We start from the raw sequence: 14,630 nt of genomic DNA, 5'->3' as shown, positions 1-14,630 counted from the left end.
CAGGGCACGGGGAAGGGTTTTCCAGCGCGGGCCGCCTAAGGGTTGTCGGGCACCGGGCCGCGGGCGTGGGCACCGCCGGCTGTGAGAGGGACGGGAATGGAACCGACCGAGAGCGCCGTGCCGGGCTCACGGCTGCGCCTGCGCCGCATGGCGGTCGCATGGCGCGCAGTCCGTGGGGCCGGTCGGCCGGCGGGACGTCCGGGCGCGGAGGCGCGCGCCGTCGGACAGTACACCGCGGACGGGCGCGCCGCCGGGGGGCGCGCCGCACAGCCCGTCACCGAGCACACTCCCGGACTGGCCGGCGAGGACGCGGAGTCGGAACGGCACCTGTCCTGGCCCGCGCTGCCCGCGGCGGTCGTCGTGGCGGCCGGGTTCGTCCTGGGCGCCGGCTTCTACCGCGCCTTCACGGGCGACCACGCGCTCTTCCCGTCGGGCACGGCCGGCTGGGCGCTGGCCGTGCTGACCGGCATCATCGTCGGCCACCTCGTCATGCTGGGCCGCTCCCGCTGGTGGGGCGGCACCGGCTCGGGCGCCGCCCTCACCCTCGCCGTGCTGCTGCTCTACGGCTGGGTCCCGGCCGGCATGGTCAGCCTCACGGTCGTCGTGCTCGTCGGCATCGCCCGCCGCAACCGCTGGCGCCAAGGCGTGCTGCACGGGTCGGTCGACCTCCTCGGCATCGGCGCCGGCGCCCTGGTGCTCGGGGTCTTCGGGACCGTGCCGTCCGTCGAGTCGCCCGCGGAGCCCGGCGCCTGGACGCTCGGCACGGCGCCCGAGGTGGCCCTGGTCGCCGTCGCCTACCTGACGGTCACCCGCGTCCTCCTGTGGTACCTCCACGCCCCGCGCCCCGGCCTGCCCACCGTCGCCCGCACCGCCCTGGTCAGACAGGGCCTGGTCGCGGTGGCGCTGCTCGGCATCGCGCCGCTGGTGTGCGTGGTGGCGGTGGCCAAGCCGATCCTGCTGCCGCTGTTCTCCATCCCCCTCATCGCCTTGGACTCCACCCTGTGGATAGCCCGGGCCCGGGCGGAGGAGCAGCTGCGCGACCCGCTGACCGGGCTGCCCAACCGCCAGTGGCTGCTGGAGCGCATCTGGACCGCGCTCGACGACGCGGAGCGCATCGACGCCCGCGCCGCCCTGATGCTGATCGACCTCGACCGTTTCCGGTCGGTCAACGACACGCTCGGGCATCTGGCCGGTGACCGGCTGCTGCTGCAGATCGCCGACCGGCTGCGGGCGGCGCTCCCGCGCGGAGCGGAGGCCGCGCGGCTCGGCGGGGACGAGTTCGCCGTCTTACTGCCGGTCGCCGACTCCACGACGTCGGCGACCCGGGTCGCCCGCAACCTGGTCTCCGCGCTCAGCTCCCCGCTCGACCTCGACGGCCTCACGCTGGTCCTGGAGGCCAGCGCCGGAGTCGCCGTCTTCCCCGACCACGCCCTGGACGCCGAGGGGCTGCTGCGCCGGGCGGACGTGGCGATGTACCAGGCCAAGCGGGACCGCACGGGGGTGGAGGTGTACGAGTCCAAGCGCGACTCCAACACCCCGGACCGCCTCGGTCTGCTGGGCGACCTGCGCCGCGCCCTCGACGCCCACGAGGTGCATCTGCACTACCAGCCCAAGGTCCGCTTCGACGGACAGGTCGCGGGCCTGGAGGCCCTGGTCCGCTGGGTGCACCCCGAGCGGGGCAAGGTGCCGCCGGACGAGTTCATAGCGATCGCCGAGTCCTCGGGCCTGATGCCCCACCTCACCGAGTACGTCCTGGAGACCGCGCTCGGCCAGGTCGCCCGCTGGCGCGCCCAGGGCCTGTTCGTGCCGGTCGCGGTGAACGTCTCGCCGCGCGATGTGCACACCCCCGGATTCGCGGGTTCCGTCGCCGCCCGGCTGGCCCGGCACGGCGTCCCGGCGGGAGCGCTCCAACTGGAGATAACGGAACACGTCCTCCTGGAGGACCCGCAGCGCGCCGCCGACACCCTCAACGGGCTGACCGGACACGGGGTGAAGATGTCCCTGGACGACTTCGGCACGGGCTACTCCTCGCTCGTGCACCTGCGCCGGCTCCCGGTCAGCGAGCTGAAGATCGACCGCTCGTTCGTGGCCCGGCTGGCGGTCGACACCGAGGACGCGGAGATCGTGCGCTGCACGGTCGACCTCGCGCACTCCCTCGGCCTGCTCGTCGTCGCCGAGGGCGTCGAGGACGACGAGACCTGGGAGCGCCTGCGCGACCTCGGCTGCGACGCCGTGCAGGGCTGGCTGGTCGCCGCCGCGATGCCGCCCGACGAGACCACGGCGTGGCTCCGCGCCCGCGGCTCCCGGGGCTGGCAGCGCCCCCGGGCCGCACTCCCGGCGGCCGCGGCGGACGACTCGGGCCGGGTCGGCTAGTCACCGGCACGGCCGGCCGGTCACCGGCACCCGACGCGCCCTGGCGGGGCCGGGGCGCGAAGGTCCGGCAAACCGTTTCACGGGCACGCCCTCCCGACCCATAGGATTGGGCCAAACCACATTCACTCACCCCAGAGGATCGCTGCATGCCTGGCATCACGCGCGAGGAGGTCGCCCACCTCGCCCGGCTGGCGCGTCTGGAGCTGAAGCCCGAAGAGCTCGACCACTTCGCAGGCCAGCTGGACGACATCATCGGCGCGGTCGCCCGCGTCAGCGAGGTCGCCGACCAAGACGTACCGCCGACCTCGCACCCGCTCCCGCTGACGAACGTCATGCGCCCGGACGAGGTCCGTCCCTCGCTCACCCCCGAGCAGGCGCTCTCCGGCGCCCCGGCCCAGGAGCAGCAGCGTTTCAAGGTGCCGCAGATCCTGGGGGAGGACTAAGAAGTCATGACGGACATCATCAAGCTCACGGCCGCCGAGACCGCCGCGAAGATCGCCTCCGGCGAGCTCACGGCCGTCGAGGTCACCGAGGCCCACCTCGCCCGCATCGAGGCCGTCGACGAGAAGGTGCACGCCTTCCTGCACGTCGACCGCGAGGGCGCCCTCGCCCAGGCCCGAGCCGTCGACGAGAAGCGGGAGCGGGGCGAGAAGCTCGGCCCCCTCGCCGGCGTCCCCCTCGCGCTGAAGGACATCTTCACCACCGAGGGCGTGCCCACGACCGTCGGTTCGAAGATCCTGGAGGGCTGGATCCCGCCGTACGACGCCACGGTCACCCAGAAGCTGAAGGCCGCCGACGTCGTCATCCTCGGCAAGACCAACATGGACGAGTTCGCCATGGGGTCCTCCACCGAGAACAGCGCCTACGGCCCGACCGGCAACCCCTGGGACCTCACCAAGATCCCCGGCGGCTCCGGCGGCGGTTCCTCCGCCGCGCTGGCCGCGCACATGGCGCCCCTCGCCATCGGCACCGACACCGGCGGCTCCATCCGCCAGCCCGCCGCCGTCACCGGCACGGTCGGCGTGAAGCCGACGTACGGTGCCGTCTCGCGGTACGGCATGGTCGCCTTCTCCAGCTCCCTCGACCAGGGCGGCCCCTGCGCCCGCACGGTCCTGGACGCGGCCCTGCTGCACGAGGTGATCGCCGGGCACGACCCGCTCGACTCCACGTCCATCGACGAGCCGGTCCCGGCGGTCGTCGAGGCCGCCCGCAACGGCAGCGTCGAGGGCATGCGCGTCGGCGTCGTCAAGCAGTTCCGCGGCGAGGGCTACCAGGCCGGCGTCATCCAGCGGTTCGACGAGTCCGTCGCGCTGCTCAAGGAACTGGGCGCCGAGATCGTCGAGCTGGACTGCCCGTCCTTCGACCTGGCGCTGTCGGCGTACTACCTGATCGCGCCCTCCGAGTGCTCCTCCAACCTCGCCCGCTTCGACGGCCTGCGCTACGGCCTGCGGACCGGCGACGACGGCACGAACTCCGCCGAGGCGGTCACCTCCCTGACCCGCGAGGCCGGCTTCGGCCCCGAGGTCAAGCGCCGCATCATGCTCGGCACGTACGCCCTGTCGAGCGGCTACTACGACGCCTACTACGGCAGTGCCCAGAAGGTCCGCACGCTCATCAAGCAGGACTTCGACAAGGCGTTCGAGCAGGTCGACGTGATCGTCTCCCCGACGACCCCGACCACCGCCTTCGCGATCGGCGAGCGCGCCGACGACCCGATGGCGATGTACCTCGCCGACCTGTGCACCATCCCGACCAACCTGGCGGGCAACGCGGCCATGTCGCTGCCGTGCGGTCTCGCCCCGGAGGACAACCTCCCGGTCGGTCTGCAGATCATCGCCCCCGTCATGAAGGACGACCGCCTGTACAAGGTGGGCGCCGCCGTCGAGGCCGCCTTCGTGGAAAAGTGGGGCCACCCGCTGATCGAGGAGGCTCCGTCGCTGTGAGCGCACTGTCCAAGGCCAAGGGCTTCAAGAAGTCCAAGTCCGGTCTGTACGTCTCGATGGCCACGTCGGCGTTCGGCGCCGTCGGTGTCTACAAGCAGATCAAGAAGGCCCGCGGGGACAACGACACGCTGCGGCTGATCGACGCCGTCGTCACCGGAGCGGCGGTCGTCACCAACCTGGCCATTCTGTACCGCGAGCTGAAGCGGCTGGGCGACGACGACGTCCTGCTGGGCTGAGAGGGAACCTTCACCGTGACCACCACGACCGACCTGGTGTCGTACGAGGACGCACTCGCGTCGTACGACCCCGTCATGGGCCTCGAGGTCCATGTCGAACTCGGCACCAAGACCAAGATGTTCTGCGGCTGTTCGACCGCTCTCGGCCAGGACGCCAACACGCAGACCTGCCCGGTCTGCCTCGGCCTGCCCGGCGCGCTCCCGGTCGTCAACGCGACCGGCGTCGAGTCCGCCATCAAGATCGGCCTCGCGCTGAACTGCGAGATCGCCGAGTGGTGCCGCTTCGCCCGGAAGAACTACTTCTATCCGGACATGCCGAAGAACTTCCAGACCTCCCAGTACGACGAGCCGATCGCCTTCAACGGCTACCTCGACGTGCAGCTGGAGGACGGCGAGACCTTCCGCGTGGAGATCGAGCGCGCCCACATGGAGGAGGACACCGGCAAGTCGACGCACGTCGGCGGTGCCACCGGCCGCATCCACGGCGCGTCCCACTCCCTGCTGGACTACAACCGCGCCGGCATCCCGCTCATCGAGATCGTCACCAAGCCGATCACCGGCGCCGGCGAGCGGGCCCCCGAGGTCGCGCGGGCCTACGTCCGTGAGCTGCGCGAGGTCATCCGGGCGCTCGGCGTCTCCGAGGCCCGCATGGAGATGGGCCAGATGCGCTGCGACGTCAACCTGTCGCTGCGCCCGCACGGCACGGAGAAGTTCGGCACGCGTTCGGAGACGAAGAACGTCAACTCGCTGCGGTCCGTGGAGCGCGCGGCCCGCTACGAGATCCAGCGGCACGCGGCCGTGCTGTCCTCCGGCGGCACGATCATCCAGGAGACCCGCCACTTCCACGAGGACACGGGGTCGACGACCTCGGGCCGCGTGAAGGAGGAGGCCGAGGACTACCGGTACTTCCCGGAGCCCGACCTCGTCCCGGTGGCGCCGTCGCGCGAGTGGGTCGAGGAGCTCCGGGCCGGTCTGCCCGAGCTGCCGCTGGTCCGCCGCAACCGGCTCCGCGAGGAGTGGGGCGTCTCGGCTACCGACATGCAGGCGATCCTCAACGCCGGTGCGCTGGAGCCGATCGTCGCCACGATCGAGGCCGGGGCCGACGCCGCCTCCGCCCGCAAGTGGTGGATGGGTGAGCTGGCCCGCAGCGCCAACGAGTCGGGCAAGGCGCTCGACGAGCTGGCGATCACCCCGGCGCAGGTGGCCCGGGTCACCGAGCTGGTGGCGAAGGGCGACCTGAACGACAAGCTGGCCCGCCAGGTCATCGAAGGCGTCCTCGCGGGCGAAGGCACCCCGGACGAGGTCGTCGACCAGCGCGGTCTGAAGGTCGTCTCCGACGAGGGGGCCCTCACCACCGCCGTCGAGGAGGCCATCGCGGGCAACCCGGCCATCGCGGACAAGATCCGCGGCGGCAAGGTCGCGGCGGCCGGTGCCCTGGTCGGCGCGGTCATGAAGGCGACCCGGGGCCAGGCCGACGCGGCGCGCGTCAAGGAGCTGATCCTGGAGAAGCTGGGCGTCAGCGAGGGCTGAGCCCGCACGCGGACACGACCGAGGGGGGACGCACCGGACCCGGTGCGTCCCCCCTCGTCCTTCACTCAGTCACGACGCCCCACGACCCGGACGAAGCCCAGCGTGCCGCCCTGGTCGGCACGGAGCATCTCGGCACAGTGGCCGGCCATCCGGATGTGGAACTCGTCCGTGTGCTCCTCGGCGACGACCTCGCACCAGCGCAGCCAGTCGCGCCAGCCGTCCTCCAGCCAGTCCGCGGTCTCGACCTTCACGACTCCGCTGCGGGTCCAGTGGCGGCGCCACCAGGCGGCGGTGTGGAAGGACCAGAACCCGGGCTCCCAGTACGGCTTGAGGTGCTCCGGCGGCTCGACGCCGTCGATCTCCTCACGCAGCGCCGGTACGACGACGCCGATCCGCCCGCCCGGCTTCAGCAGCCGGGTCAGCGTGGGCAGATACAGGTCGTCGGTGCCGAAGTAGTGGTAGGCGTCGACGGAGACGATCGCGTCGAAGCTGCTCTCACCGAACGGCAGGTCGTGCGCCTCGGCGAGCACGGGCAGGACGCGGTCGGCGACGCCCGCCTCGGCGATGCGCCCGGCGTTCTCGTCCGGCTTGACCCACAGGTCGGCGGCGGTGACCTGGACGTCGTACTCCTTGGCCAGGAAGATCGACGTCATGGCGCGGCCGCAGCCGAGGTCGAGCACGCGGGAGCCGGGGCTCAGGGTGTCGAGCCCCAGGGCGGGGGCCAGCCACTCCAGCAGCCACAACGCGTGCGGGCCCATCTGGTTGTCGACGGTCCAGCGGGCGTCATAGCCGTTGCTGCGCGGGTAGCCGGGGTGGCTCACACGGTCAGCGAGGGGGATGTCCGAGGTCCGGGAAGTGATGTCCGACATCGGTGAACGGGCTCCTTGAGTCCTTGAGGGAGAAAGGGGATGCGTCGGAGCTCGGTCGGACCGTCAAACAATGCACCTGCTTCGGCCGGGCGGCGAGATGCCGCGGGCATTCCTCGGACCAGCGGACGCTAACAGCCGGTCCCTCGGCCCCGCACCCGGTTTTTCCCACCGACGCGCTACCGTCTCGGCCATGAGTGGACGCACTGATTCCGACACCGATCCAGAGATAGCGGACTCGGAGGCGACCGCCGCGCAGGACGAGGCCGACGACCCCACAGAGGGCGAGGAAGACGCCCGCCGGGCCCGCTGGACGGCTGCCGCCACGGGTGCCGCACTGACCCTGGCGGGGCTCGCCGCCGCGCTGCTCCGCCTCACCCGCTCCACCCCCGCGCTGGTCCCGGCGGCCTACGCCTCCGGAGCCGCCGTCTGCGCCGTCGCCGCCGTGCTGGGCTCCCGCGGCCGCACCCGGCGGGCCCTGTGGCTGCTGATCGCCGGGGTGATGGTGATGGCGCTGGGGGACCAGTTCGACTGAGTGCGCCCGCTGTGAATAAGCCCACGAAACCGACAAATGATCTCGTGAGCCTGCAAGAGTGATTTCGCATTGCTCATGCGTTCTTTGCGGGCTGTTCAGTTCATGGACGACTGCTCCCGGCCAAAGATCCACCAAAAGTAACTCTGGGAGCACGTTTCGTGGCAGCCCTCGCACGCTGGTGTGTCCAACGCCGACTGGTCACCGTTCTGCTGTGGCTCCTCGCCTTCGCGGGGGTCACCGCGGGCGCCGCCGTCGCCGGCACCACGTACTCGAACGACTACAAGGTCCCCGGCACCGAGTCCGGCCGCGCCACCGAACTGCTGCACGAGGGCTTCCCGCAGCTCGGCGGCGACAGCGACACCGTCGTCTGGCACACCGCGTCCGGCAGCGTCCGCGCCGCCGACGTCGAGCAGACGATGACCGGCACCCTGGACCGGATAGCGCACCTGCCCGGCGTCGCCTCCGTGACCAGCCCCTACGACGGCCCGGGCACGGGCCGCGTCAGCGAGGACGGCCGGACCGCGTACGCCACGGTCACCTTCGACGACCAGGCCCAGGACATCGACAAGGGCGAGGCGCAGGCCGTCGTCGACACCGCGAAGAGCGCCGAGACCGACGGGCTCCAGGTGGAGCTCGGCGGCAGCGCCGTCGGGCTGACCCAGTCCTCCGGCGGGCACCTCGCGGAGATCGTCGGCGTGGCCGTCGCCGCGGTCGTGCTGTTCCTCGCCTTCGGCTCGCTCGCCGCCTCCCTGCTGCCCATCGCCACCGCCCTGGTCGGCGTCGGCACCGCCTACGCCGGGATCGTGCTGCTCGGGCACGCCATGACGGTCGCCGACTTCGCGCCCATGCTCGGCATGCTGATCGGGCTCGGCGTCGGCATCGACTACGCGCTGTTCATCGTGACCAGACACCGGCGCGGGCTCAAACGCGGGCTGTCCGTCACCGAGGCGGCCACCAACGCCGTCGCGACCACGGGACGCGCGGTCGTCTTCGCGGGTGCCACCGTTTGCATCGCCCTGCTGGGCATGCTCATCCTGCGGCTCGGCTTCCTCAACGGCGTCGCCATCGCCGCCTCGCTCACCGTCATCCTGACGGTCGCGGCCTCCGTCACCCTGCTGCCCGCCCTGCTGTCCTTCATCGGCATGCGCGCCCTCAGCCGCCGCGAGCGCCGCCGGCTGGCGGAGCACGGGCCCGAGCCGGAACTGCCCACCGGTTTCGCCGCCCGCTGGTCGGCGTTCGTGGAGCGCCACCCCAAGGTGCTCGGCGTGGTCGCCCTGGTCGTCATGGCCGTCCTCGCGCTGCCCACCTTCTCCCTGCACCTGGGCACCTCCGACCAGGGCAACGATCCCAGGACGGCCACCACCCGGCAGGCCTACGACCTGCTCGCCGACGGCTTCGGACCGGGCGTGAACGGCCCCCTCACCCTCGTCACCAAGGTCGACGGCGCCGAGGACAAGCTCGCCCTGGACAACCTGGACGGCACGCTCCGCGCCACGGACGGCGTCGCCTCGGTGACCCCGGTGACGTTCGACTCCGGCGGCCACACGGCGTACCTGACCGTCGTACCGGAGTCCTCCCCGCAGTCGAAGCAGACCAGCGACCTCGTCGACCGGCTGCGCGACGAGGTGCTGCCGCGCGCCGAGGCGGGCACCTCCCTCGACGTGCAGGTCGGCGGTGTGACGGCGGGCTACGACGACTTCGCCGACGTCATCGTCTCCAAGCTGCCCGTCTTCGTCGGGGTCGTGATCGGCCTGGGCTGTCTGCTGCTCCTGCTCGCCTTCCGGTCCATCGGCATACCGCTGAAGGCCGCCGCGATGAACGTCGCCGCCGTGGCCTCCGCCTTCGGGGTGGTGGTCGCGATCTTCCAGTGGGGCTGGGGCAGCGAACTGCTCGGCCTCGGCAGCGCGGGACCCATCGAGCCCTTCCTGCCCGTGATCATGGTGTCGGTGCTCTTCGGCCTCTCCATGGACTACCAGGTCTTCCTGGTCAGCCGGATGTACGAGGAATGGCTGGAGACCGGCGACAACCGGCGGGCCGTCCGCGTCGGCCTCGCCGAGACCAGCCGGGTGATCAACTCGGCCGCGGTCATCATGATCTCCGTCTTCCTCGCCTTCGTGCTCAGCGGCGACCGCGTGATCGCCATGTTCGGCATCGCCCTCGCGGCCGCCGTCGCCCTGGACGCCTTCGTCCTGCGCACGCTCCTCGTCCCCGCCCTGATGCACCTGCTCGGCGGCGCCAACTGGTGGCTGCCCCGCTGGCTCGACAAGCGCATGCCGCGCATCAGCATCGAACCGCCCGAGAGCCGTGCCGCCCATGAGAGGCTGGCCGCCGCGACGGACGCCGAGGTGGCGGACGTCCTGGCGGAGGAGGAGCGGCAGCGGGATGTACGCGATATCCCTGGGTGACGACGCCGAACTGCGACCCCTGGAACCCTGGCACGCCAAGGAGTTCCTGGCACACCTGGAGCGGGGCCGGGAGTTCATCGGCCGGTACATTCCGTTCGGGACGACCGAGACCGACCTGCTCTCGGCCCGCGCGAAGCTCCAGCTGTACGCCGACATGCGGGCCGCCGACACCGGGTCCCTGCACGGGCTGTGGCTGGACGGCACGCTCGTGGGCGGCGTGCTCTTCCTGAACTTCGACGCGGCGAACGGCACCTGCGAGGTCGGCTGCTGGCTGGAGCCCGCCGGCACCGGGCGGGGCCTGGTCACACGGGCGATGCGGGTGCTGATCGACTGGGCGGTCGAGCAGCGCGGCATCCACCGCGTCGAGTGGGTCGCCGCCTCGGGCAACCAGCCGAGCCTGAACGTGGCGCGGCGGCTCGGCATGACCCGCGACGGTGTGCGGCGCGAGGCCCACCACTACGGTGGCCTACGGCACGATCTCGAAGTCTGGTCCGTGCTGGCGCCCGAGTGGCGCGAGGCACGCGCGCGTGCCGCTCACAACGATCATTAAGAGACTTCTCAGACAGCGACCCTACGGTGCGAGACATGGCAACGAACGCAGTGGACGAGACCGAGGCCACCGAGGCCACGACCGACGAGAAGGCGGTGGACACCACCAAGTCCGACGAGGCGCCCCGGACCGAGGCCCCGGCCGCGGCCGCGGAGACCGAGGCGACGGCCAAGGAGGAGAACTCCTACGGCGTCGGCCAGGGCGCCGGAGCCGTGGTCTCCGCCGCGCTGGGCGTCGTCTCGCTCACCGGCAGCTGGATGGGTACGGTCGCCGCCGCGCGCCAGAACCTCATCGGTCAGCTGGAGACCGCGCAGAACGCGAGCGTGGCCAAGCAGATCCAGGCGGTCTACGGCGACGCCTGGCAGACCACGGCCCTGTGGGGCGGCCTGTTCGCCCTGATCGCCCTGGTCGTCGGTGTCGTGGTGCTCGCCCGGCCCGCCTTCGGCCCGCCCGGCAGGATCCAGGCCCCCTGGATCAAGTCCGTCGCCTGGGCGGGCGTCGCGCTCGGCGTCATCGGCCTGTTCCTGGCCGTCCTGAAGTACACCGGCGTCCTGCTCGGCCTGCCGTCCGCGAGCTGAGTCACCGCAGGTCCTGAGGGGTCTTAGGGCCTCCGTAAGCACCTTACGGAGGCCCTGAGGCCCCTCACGCGTGTCTAAGGCCCCGCCAGCCCCGCAAGATGCGGAACTCTCCCGATGCGGCCGCCCCGCCTGGGAGACGAAGGTGGAGACATCGCGGAGGAACCCCTCCGCGACCGGCCTCTCAGCAAGGACACACCATGTACGAGTACGAGCTCCAGCAGATGCGCACCGCCGACCTGATCCGCCGGGCCGAGCACGAGCGCCTCGTCCGCGAGGTCACCCGGGCCCGCCGCGGCGCCCACGGTGAAGCCGGCCACGGCTCCGCCGAACACGAGAGCCATAGCCGCCGCTTCCGCAGGCCCAGGTTCGCCCGGGCCGCGTGAACCCCGGGGCGCGACCGGCCGGCGCCCCGGCAGTTCACGCCGGGGCGGTGGCCGGTGCCGTGGCCGCGCGTACGGCGGCCGCGGCCGGTGCCATGGCCGTACGTGCGGTTCCGGCGGCGGGCGCCCGGGTCGGCCGCCTCCGGAAATCCGGTGCCGCGCTGTCGGACCCGCATGCGATGCTCGGGACCGTGGAAACCAGGTCCGTCAGCCCCGTGTTCGTCGGCCGTGCCGAGGAGTTGGGCACACTGAGCGACGCCCTCGTACGCTCCTGCGGGGGAGAACCGCAGGCGCTGCTCATCGGCGGGGAGGCCGGGGTCGGCAAGACCCGCCTGGTCGAGGAGTTCGCCGGCGCCGCCCGCCGCCGGGGAGCCGTGGTCGCACTCGGCGGCTGCGTCGAGATCGGCGCCGACGGACTGCCCTTCGCCCCCTTCTCCACCGCCCTGCGCGCGTTGCGCCGCGAACTCCCCGGCGAACTGGCCGCGGCGGCCGCCGGCCAGGAGGAGGAACTGGCCCGGCTGCTCCCCGAGCTGGGGGACTCCGGCACCGGGTGGCACGACGAGCACGGCATGGCCCGCCTCTTCGAGCTCACCGCCCGCCTGCTGGAGCGCGTCGCCGCCGAGCACACCGTCGTCCTCGCCCTGGAGGACCTGCACTGGGCCGACGCCTCCACCCGCCACCTGCTCGCCTACCTCGTCCGCACCCTGCGCACCGGCCGCCTCGTCGTCCTCGGCACCTACCGCTCCGACGACATCCACCGCCGCCATCCCCTCCGGCCCCTGCTCGCCGAACTGGACCGGCTCCGCACCATCCGCCGCATCGAACTCGCCCGCTTCACCCGCGAGGAGGTCGGCCGCCAGGTCGCCGGCATCCTCGCCCACGAACCCGACCCCGGCCAGGTCGACGCGATCTTCGAACGCTCCGACGGCAACGCCTTCTTCGTCGAGGAACTGGCCGTCGCCGGGGAGGGCTGCCGCACGGGCCTGACCGACTCCCTGCGCGACTTGCTCCTGGTCCGCGTGGAAGGGCTGCCGGAGACCGCCCAGCAGGTCGCCCGGATCGTCGCCGAGGGCGGCTCCACCGTCGAGCACCGGCTGCTGGCCGCCGTCGCCGGGCTCGCCGAGGACGACCTCATCGAGGCGCTGCGGGCCGCCGTGAACGCCGGCATCCTCACCCCCGCGCCCGGCGGCGACGGCTACCGCTTCCGCCACTCCCTGGTCCGCGAGGCCGTCAGCGACGACCTGCTCCCCGGCGAACGCTCCCGCCTCAACCGCCGCTGCGCCGAAGCGCTGGAGGCCGACCCGACGCTCGTCCCCGCCGACCAGCGGGCCACCCGTCTGGCCAGCTACTGGTACCACGCCCACGACGCCGCCAAGGCCCTGCCCGCCGTCCTCGACGCCGCCGTCGAGGCCCGCCGCCGCCACGCCTACGCCGAGCAACTGCGGCTGCTGGAGCGGGCGATGGAACTGTGGGACGCCGCCCCCGACGCCGTACGCCGGACCCTGCGCCCCGTCGACTACGCCGAGGCCTACCCGCCCTGCGGCTGCGACCCCGCGACCACCGCCCTGCGCCACCTGGACCTGCTGGCCGAGGCCGCCGTCGCCGGACGGCTCTGCGGGGAGCGCGAACGCGCCCTGAAGATCACCAAGCGGGCGTTGCGCCTGCTGGACGGCGCGGGCGACCCCCAGCGCACCGCCTGGTTCTGGATCCAGCGCTCCCGGCTGGTGCAGGGGCTCGCCCGCGGTGACGGCTGGCAGGAGATCGCCACCGCGCAGGACCTGGTCCGGGGCCTGCCGCCGTCGGAGGTGCACGCCGAGGTGCTCGCCACGGCCGCCCACTGGTCGATGCTCCACGAACCCGGACCCGAAGCCCTCACCGCCGCCGAACGGGCCGTCGAGTACGCGCGCATGGTGGGCGCCGACGACATCGAGTCCCACGCCCGCCTCACCCTCGGCGGGCTCATGGTCGACGCCGGGCAGATCGAGGCCGGGCTCACGCACATGTACGAGGTCAGGGACGAGGTGGTCGCCCGGGGGCTCGTGTCGGTCGTGGGCCGCAGCCATGTGAACCTGCCCTCCGTCCTGGAAGGCGTCGGCCGCTCCGAGGAGGCCGTCGGCATCCTGCACGAGGGCCTGCGGCTCACGGAGAAGATGGGCCTGCGGGACTCCGAGGCCTGGATCTGGAGCAACCTCGCGGAATCCCTCATCTCCCTGGGCCGCTGGGACGAGGCGGCCGAGGCCGCGGGCAACGCCCAGCGGCGCGGGCAGACGGCCGGTCCGCACGGATCCGGCGCCAACAGCCTGGCGTTCCTCGCGCTCGCCCGCGGCCGGGTCCCCGAGGCGGCCCGGCATCTCGCCGAGGGCCGCGCCGCCTACGGGCCGCACGATCCCATGCCGCAGCACGACCTGCCGATCTCCTGCCTCACGATCGCCGTCGCCGTCGCCGAGGGCCGCCTGTCCGACGCCCGCGCCGAACTGGCCCGCACCCTGGAGTCCGGCTTCCCGCCCGGCACCCAGCGCTACGCCTGGCCCTTGCTGCTCGAAGCGGCCACCGCCGAGGCCGACGCCCGCGCGCTGCCCGCCGCGCGCGACGGCCGCGAGGAGGTGCTGGACCGCCTCATCGGCGTGGTCAAGCGCCTCACCACGAACGCCCCTGTCTGGCTCGCCCACGAACGGTGGGTCCGCGCCGAACTCCAGCGCGCCGGGGGCCGGAACACCCCGGGCACCTGGTCGGAGGTGGTCACCGCCTTCGAATCCCTGGAGCGGCCCTACGACCTCGCCCGCGTCCGGTACCGGCTGGCCGAGTCCCTGCTGGCGAAGGGCGGCGAGGACGAACGCGACCGCGCCGCGGAACTGCTCCGCCTCGCCCACGCCGTCGCCCGCCACCTCGGTGCCCGGCCGCTCGCCGACGCCGCCACCGCGCTTGCCCGGCGCGCCCGCCTGCCGCAGTCCTCAACGGCGGAACCGGCCCTCGCTGCCGCCGACCCTGCCGACGCCCTCGGCCTCACCAGCCGGGAACGGGACGTGCTGCGCCTGGTCGCGGCCGGTCACACCAACCGTCGGATAGCCGAGGAGCTGTTCATCTCCCCGAAGACGGCGAGCGTCCACGTCTCCAACATCCTCGCCAAGCTCGGTGTCTCCGGCCGGGGCGAGGCGGCGGCGGTGGCGCACCGGCTGGGCCTGTTTCCGGCCGAATCGCTCACGTCCGGGCCGGCGGGCTGAGGCATACGCTGGA

At 72.6% G+C, this 14,630-nt stretch carries 12 protein-coding genes; 11 read left to right on the top strand and 1 reads right to left on the bottom strand.

Annotated features, from left to right (window positions below; genetic code table 11):
• Positions 1-96 precede the first annotated feature (96 nt).
• The 5 genes from ACSUPV_RS11915 (at position 97) to gatB (ending at position 6,082) form a co-directional block, all read left to right on the top strand.
• The gene (locus ACSUPV_RS11915) at positions 97-2,373 is read left to right on the top strand and encodes a putative bifunctional diguanylate cyclase/phosphodiesterase (protein WP_031117543.1); all 2,277 of its coding nucleotides are present in this window, start codon (positions 97-99) and stop codon (positions 2,371-2,373) included.
• 146 nt (positions 2,374-2,519) lie between these two features.
• On the top strand, positions 2,520-2,816 hold the full coding sequence (gene gatC, locus ACSUPV_RS11910; protein WP_031117542.1) for an Asp-tRNA(Asn)/Glu-tRNA(Gln) amidotransferase subunit GatC: 297 nt from the start codon (positions 2,520-2,522) through the stop codon (positions 2,814-2,816).
• A gap of 6 nt (positions 2,817-2,822) precedes the next feature.
• The gene (gene gatA, locus ACSUPV_RS11905) at positions 2,823-4,316 is read left to right on the top strand and encodes an Asp-tRNA(Asn)/Glu-tRNA(Gln) amidotransferase subunit GatA (RefSeq protein WP_436947451.1); all 1,494 of its coding nucleotides are present in this window, start codon (positions 2,823-2,825) and stop codon (positions 4,314-4,316) included.
• Complete coding sequence (locus tag ACSUPV_RS11900) at positions 4,313-4,552, top strand: hypothetical protein (protein ID WP_031117539.1); 240 nt, start codon at positions 4,313-4,315, stop codon at positions 4,550-4,552. The genes gatA and ACSUPV_RS11900 overlap by 4 nt, the downstream gene beginning before the upstream one ends.
• 15 nt (positions 4,553-4,567) lie before the next feature.
• Positions 4,568-6,082 carry an Asp-tRNA(Asn)/Glu-tRNA(Gln) amidotransferase subunit GatB gene (gatB, locus tag ACSUPV_RS11895; protein WP_031117538.1) on the top strand — a complete coding sequence of 505 codons (1,515 nt, stop codon included), beginning with the start codon at positions 4,568-4,570 and terminating at the stop codon, positions 6,080-6,082.
• 65 nt (positions 6,083-6,147) lie between these two features.
• Here the strand turns inward: gatB and ACSUPV_RS11890 are convergent, their stop codons facing one another.
• Positions 6,148-6,951: an SAM-dependent methyltransferase gene (locus ACSUPV_RS11890; RefSeq protein ID WP_031117537.1), complete on the bottom strand. Its 804-nt coding sequence runs from the start codon at positions 6,949-6,951 to the stop codon at positions 6,148-6,150.
• A 190-nt stretch (positions 6,952-7,141) separates the two neighbouring features.
• On the opposite strand from ACSUPV_RS11890, the gene ACSUPV_RS11885 reads away from it, so the two are divergent.
• The 6 genes from ACSUPV_RS11885 to ACSUPV_RS11860 all read left to right on the top strand — a co-directional run bounded on the left by ACSUPV_RS11885 (position 7,142) and on the right by ACSUPV_RS11860 (position 14,617).
• A complete protein-coding gene (locus tag ACSUPV_RS11885; protein ID WP_031117536.1) occupies positions 7,142-7,483 on the top strand; it encodes a hypothetical protein in 342 nt (113 codons plus the stop codon).
• 158 nt (positions 7,484-7,641) lie between these two features.
• Positions 7,642-9,888: an MMPL family transporter gene (locus tag ACSUPV_RS11880; RefSeq protein ID WP_382615665.1), complete on the top strand. Its 2,247-nt coding sequence runs from the start codon at positions 7,642-7,644 to the stop codon at positions 9,886-9,888.
• On the top strand, positions 9,866-10,438 hold the full coding sequence (locus tag ACSUPV_RS11875; protein ID WP_436947450.1) for a GNAT family N-acetyltransferase: 573 nt from the start codon (positions 9,866-9,868) through the stop codon (positions 10,436-10,438). Before ACSUPV_RS11880 ends, ACSUPV_RS11875 begins: the two co-directional genes overlap by 23 nt.
• Positions 10,439-10,473: 35 nt before the next feature.
• Entirely contained in the window at positions 10,474-11,016 is a 543-nt protein-coding gene (locus ACSUPV_RS11870) for a hypothetical protein (protein ID WP_436947449.1), read from the top strand.
• A 197-nt stretch (positions 11,017-11,213) separates the two neighbouring features.
• A complete protein-coding gene (locus tag ACSUPV_RS11865) occupies positions 11,214-11,399 on the top strand; it encodes a hypothetical protein (protein WP_031117532.1) in 186 nt (61 codons plus the stop codon).
• Between the two features lie 176 nt (positions 11,400-11,575).
• Positions 11,576-14,617, top strand: a complete 3,042-nt coding sequence (locus tag ACSUPV_RS11860) for a helix-turn-helix transcriptional regulator (RefSeq protein WP_037768746.1) — start codon at positions 11,576-11,578, stop codon at positions 14,615-14,617.
• Positions 14,618-14,630: the final 13 nt, after the last annotated feature.

It is taken from the genome of Streptomyces sp. SudanB52_2052, assembly GCF_964272415.1.
Classification (GTDB): domain Bacteria; phylum Actinomycetota; class Actinomycetes; order Streptomycetales; family Streptomycetaceae; genus Streptomyces; species Streptomyces olindensis.
This window is presented reverse-complemented; position numbering and strand designations above follow the sequence as displayed.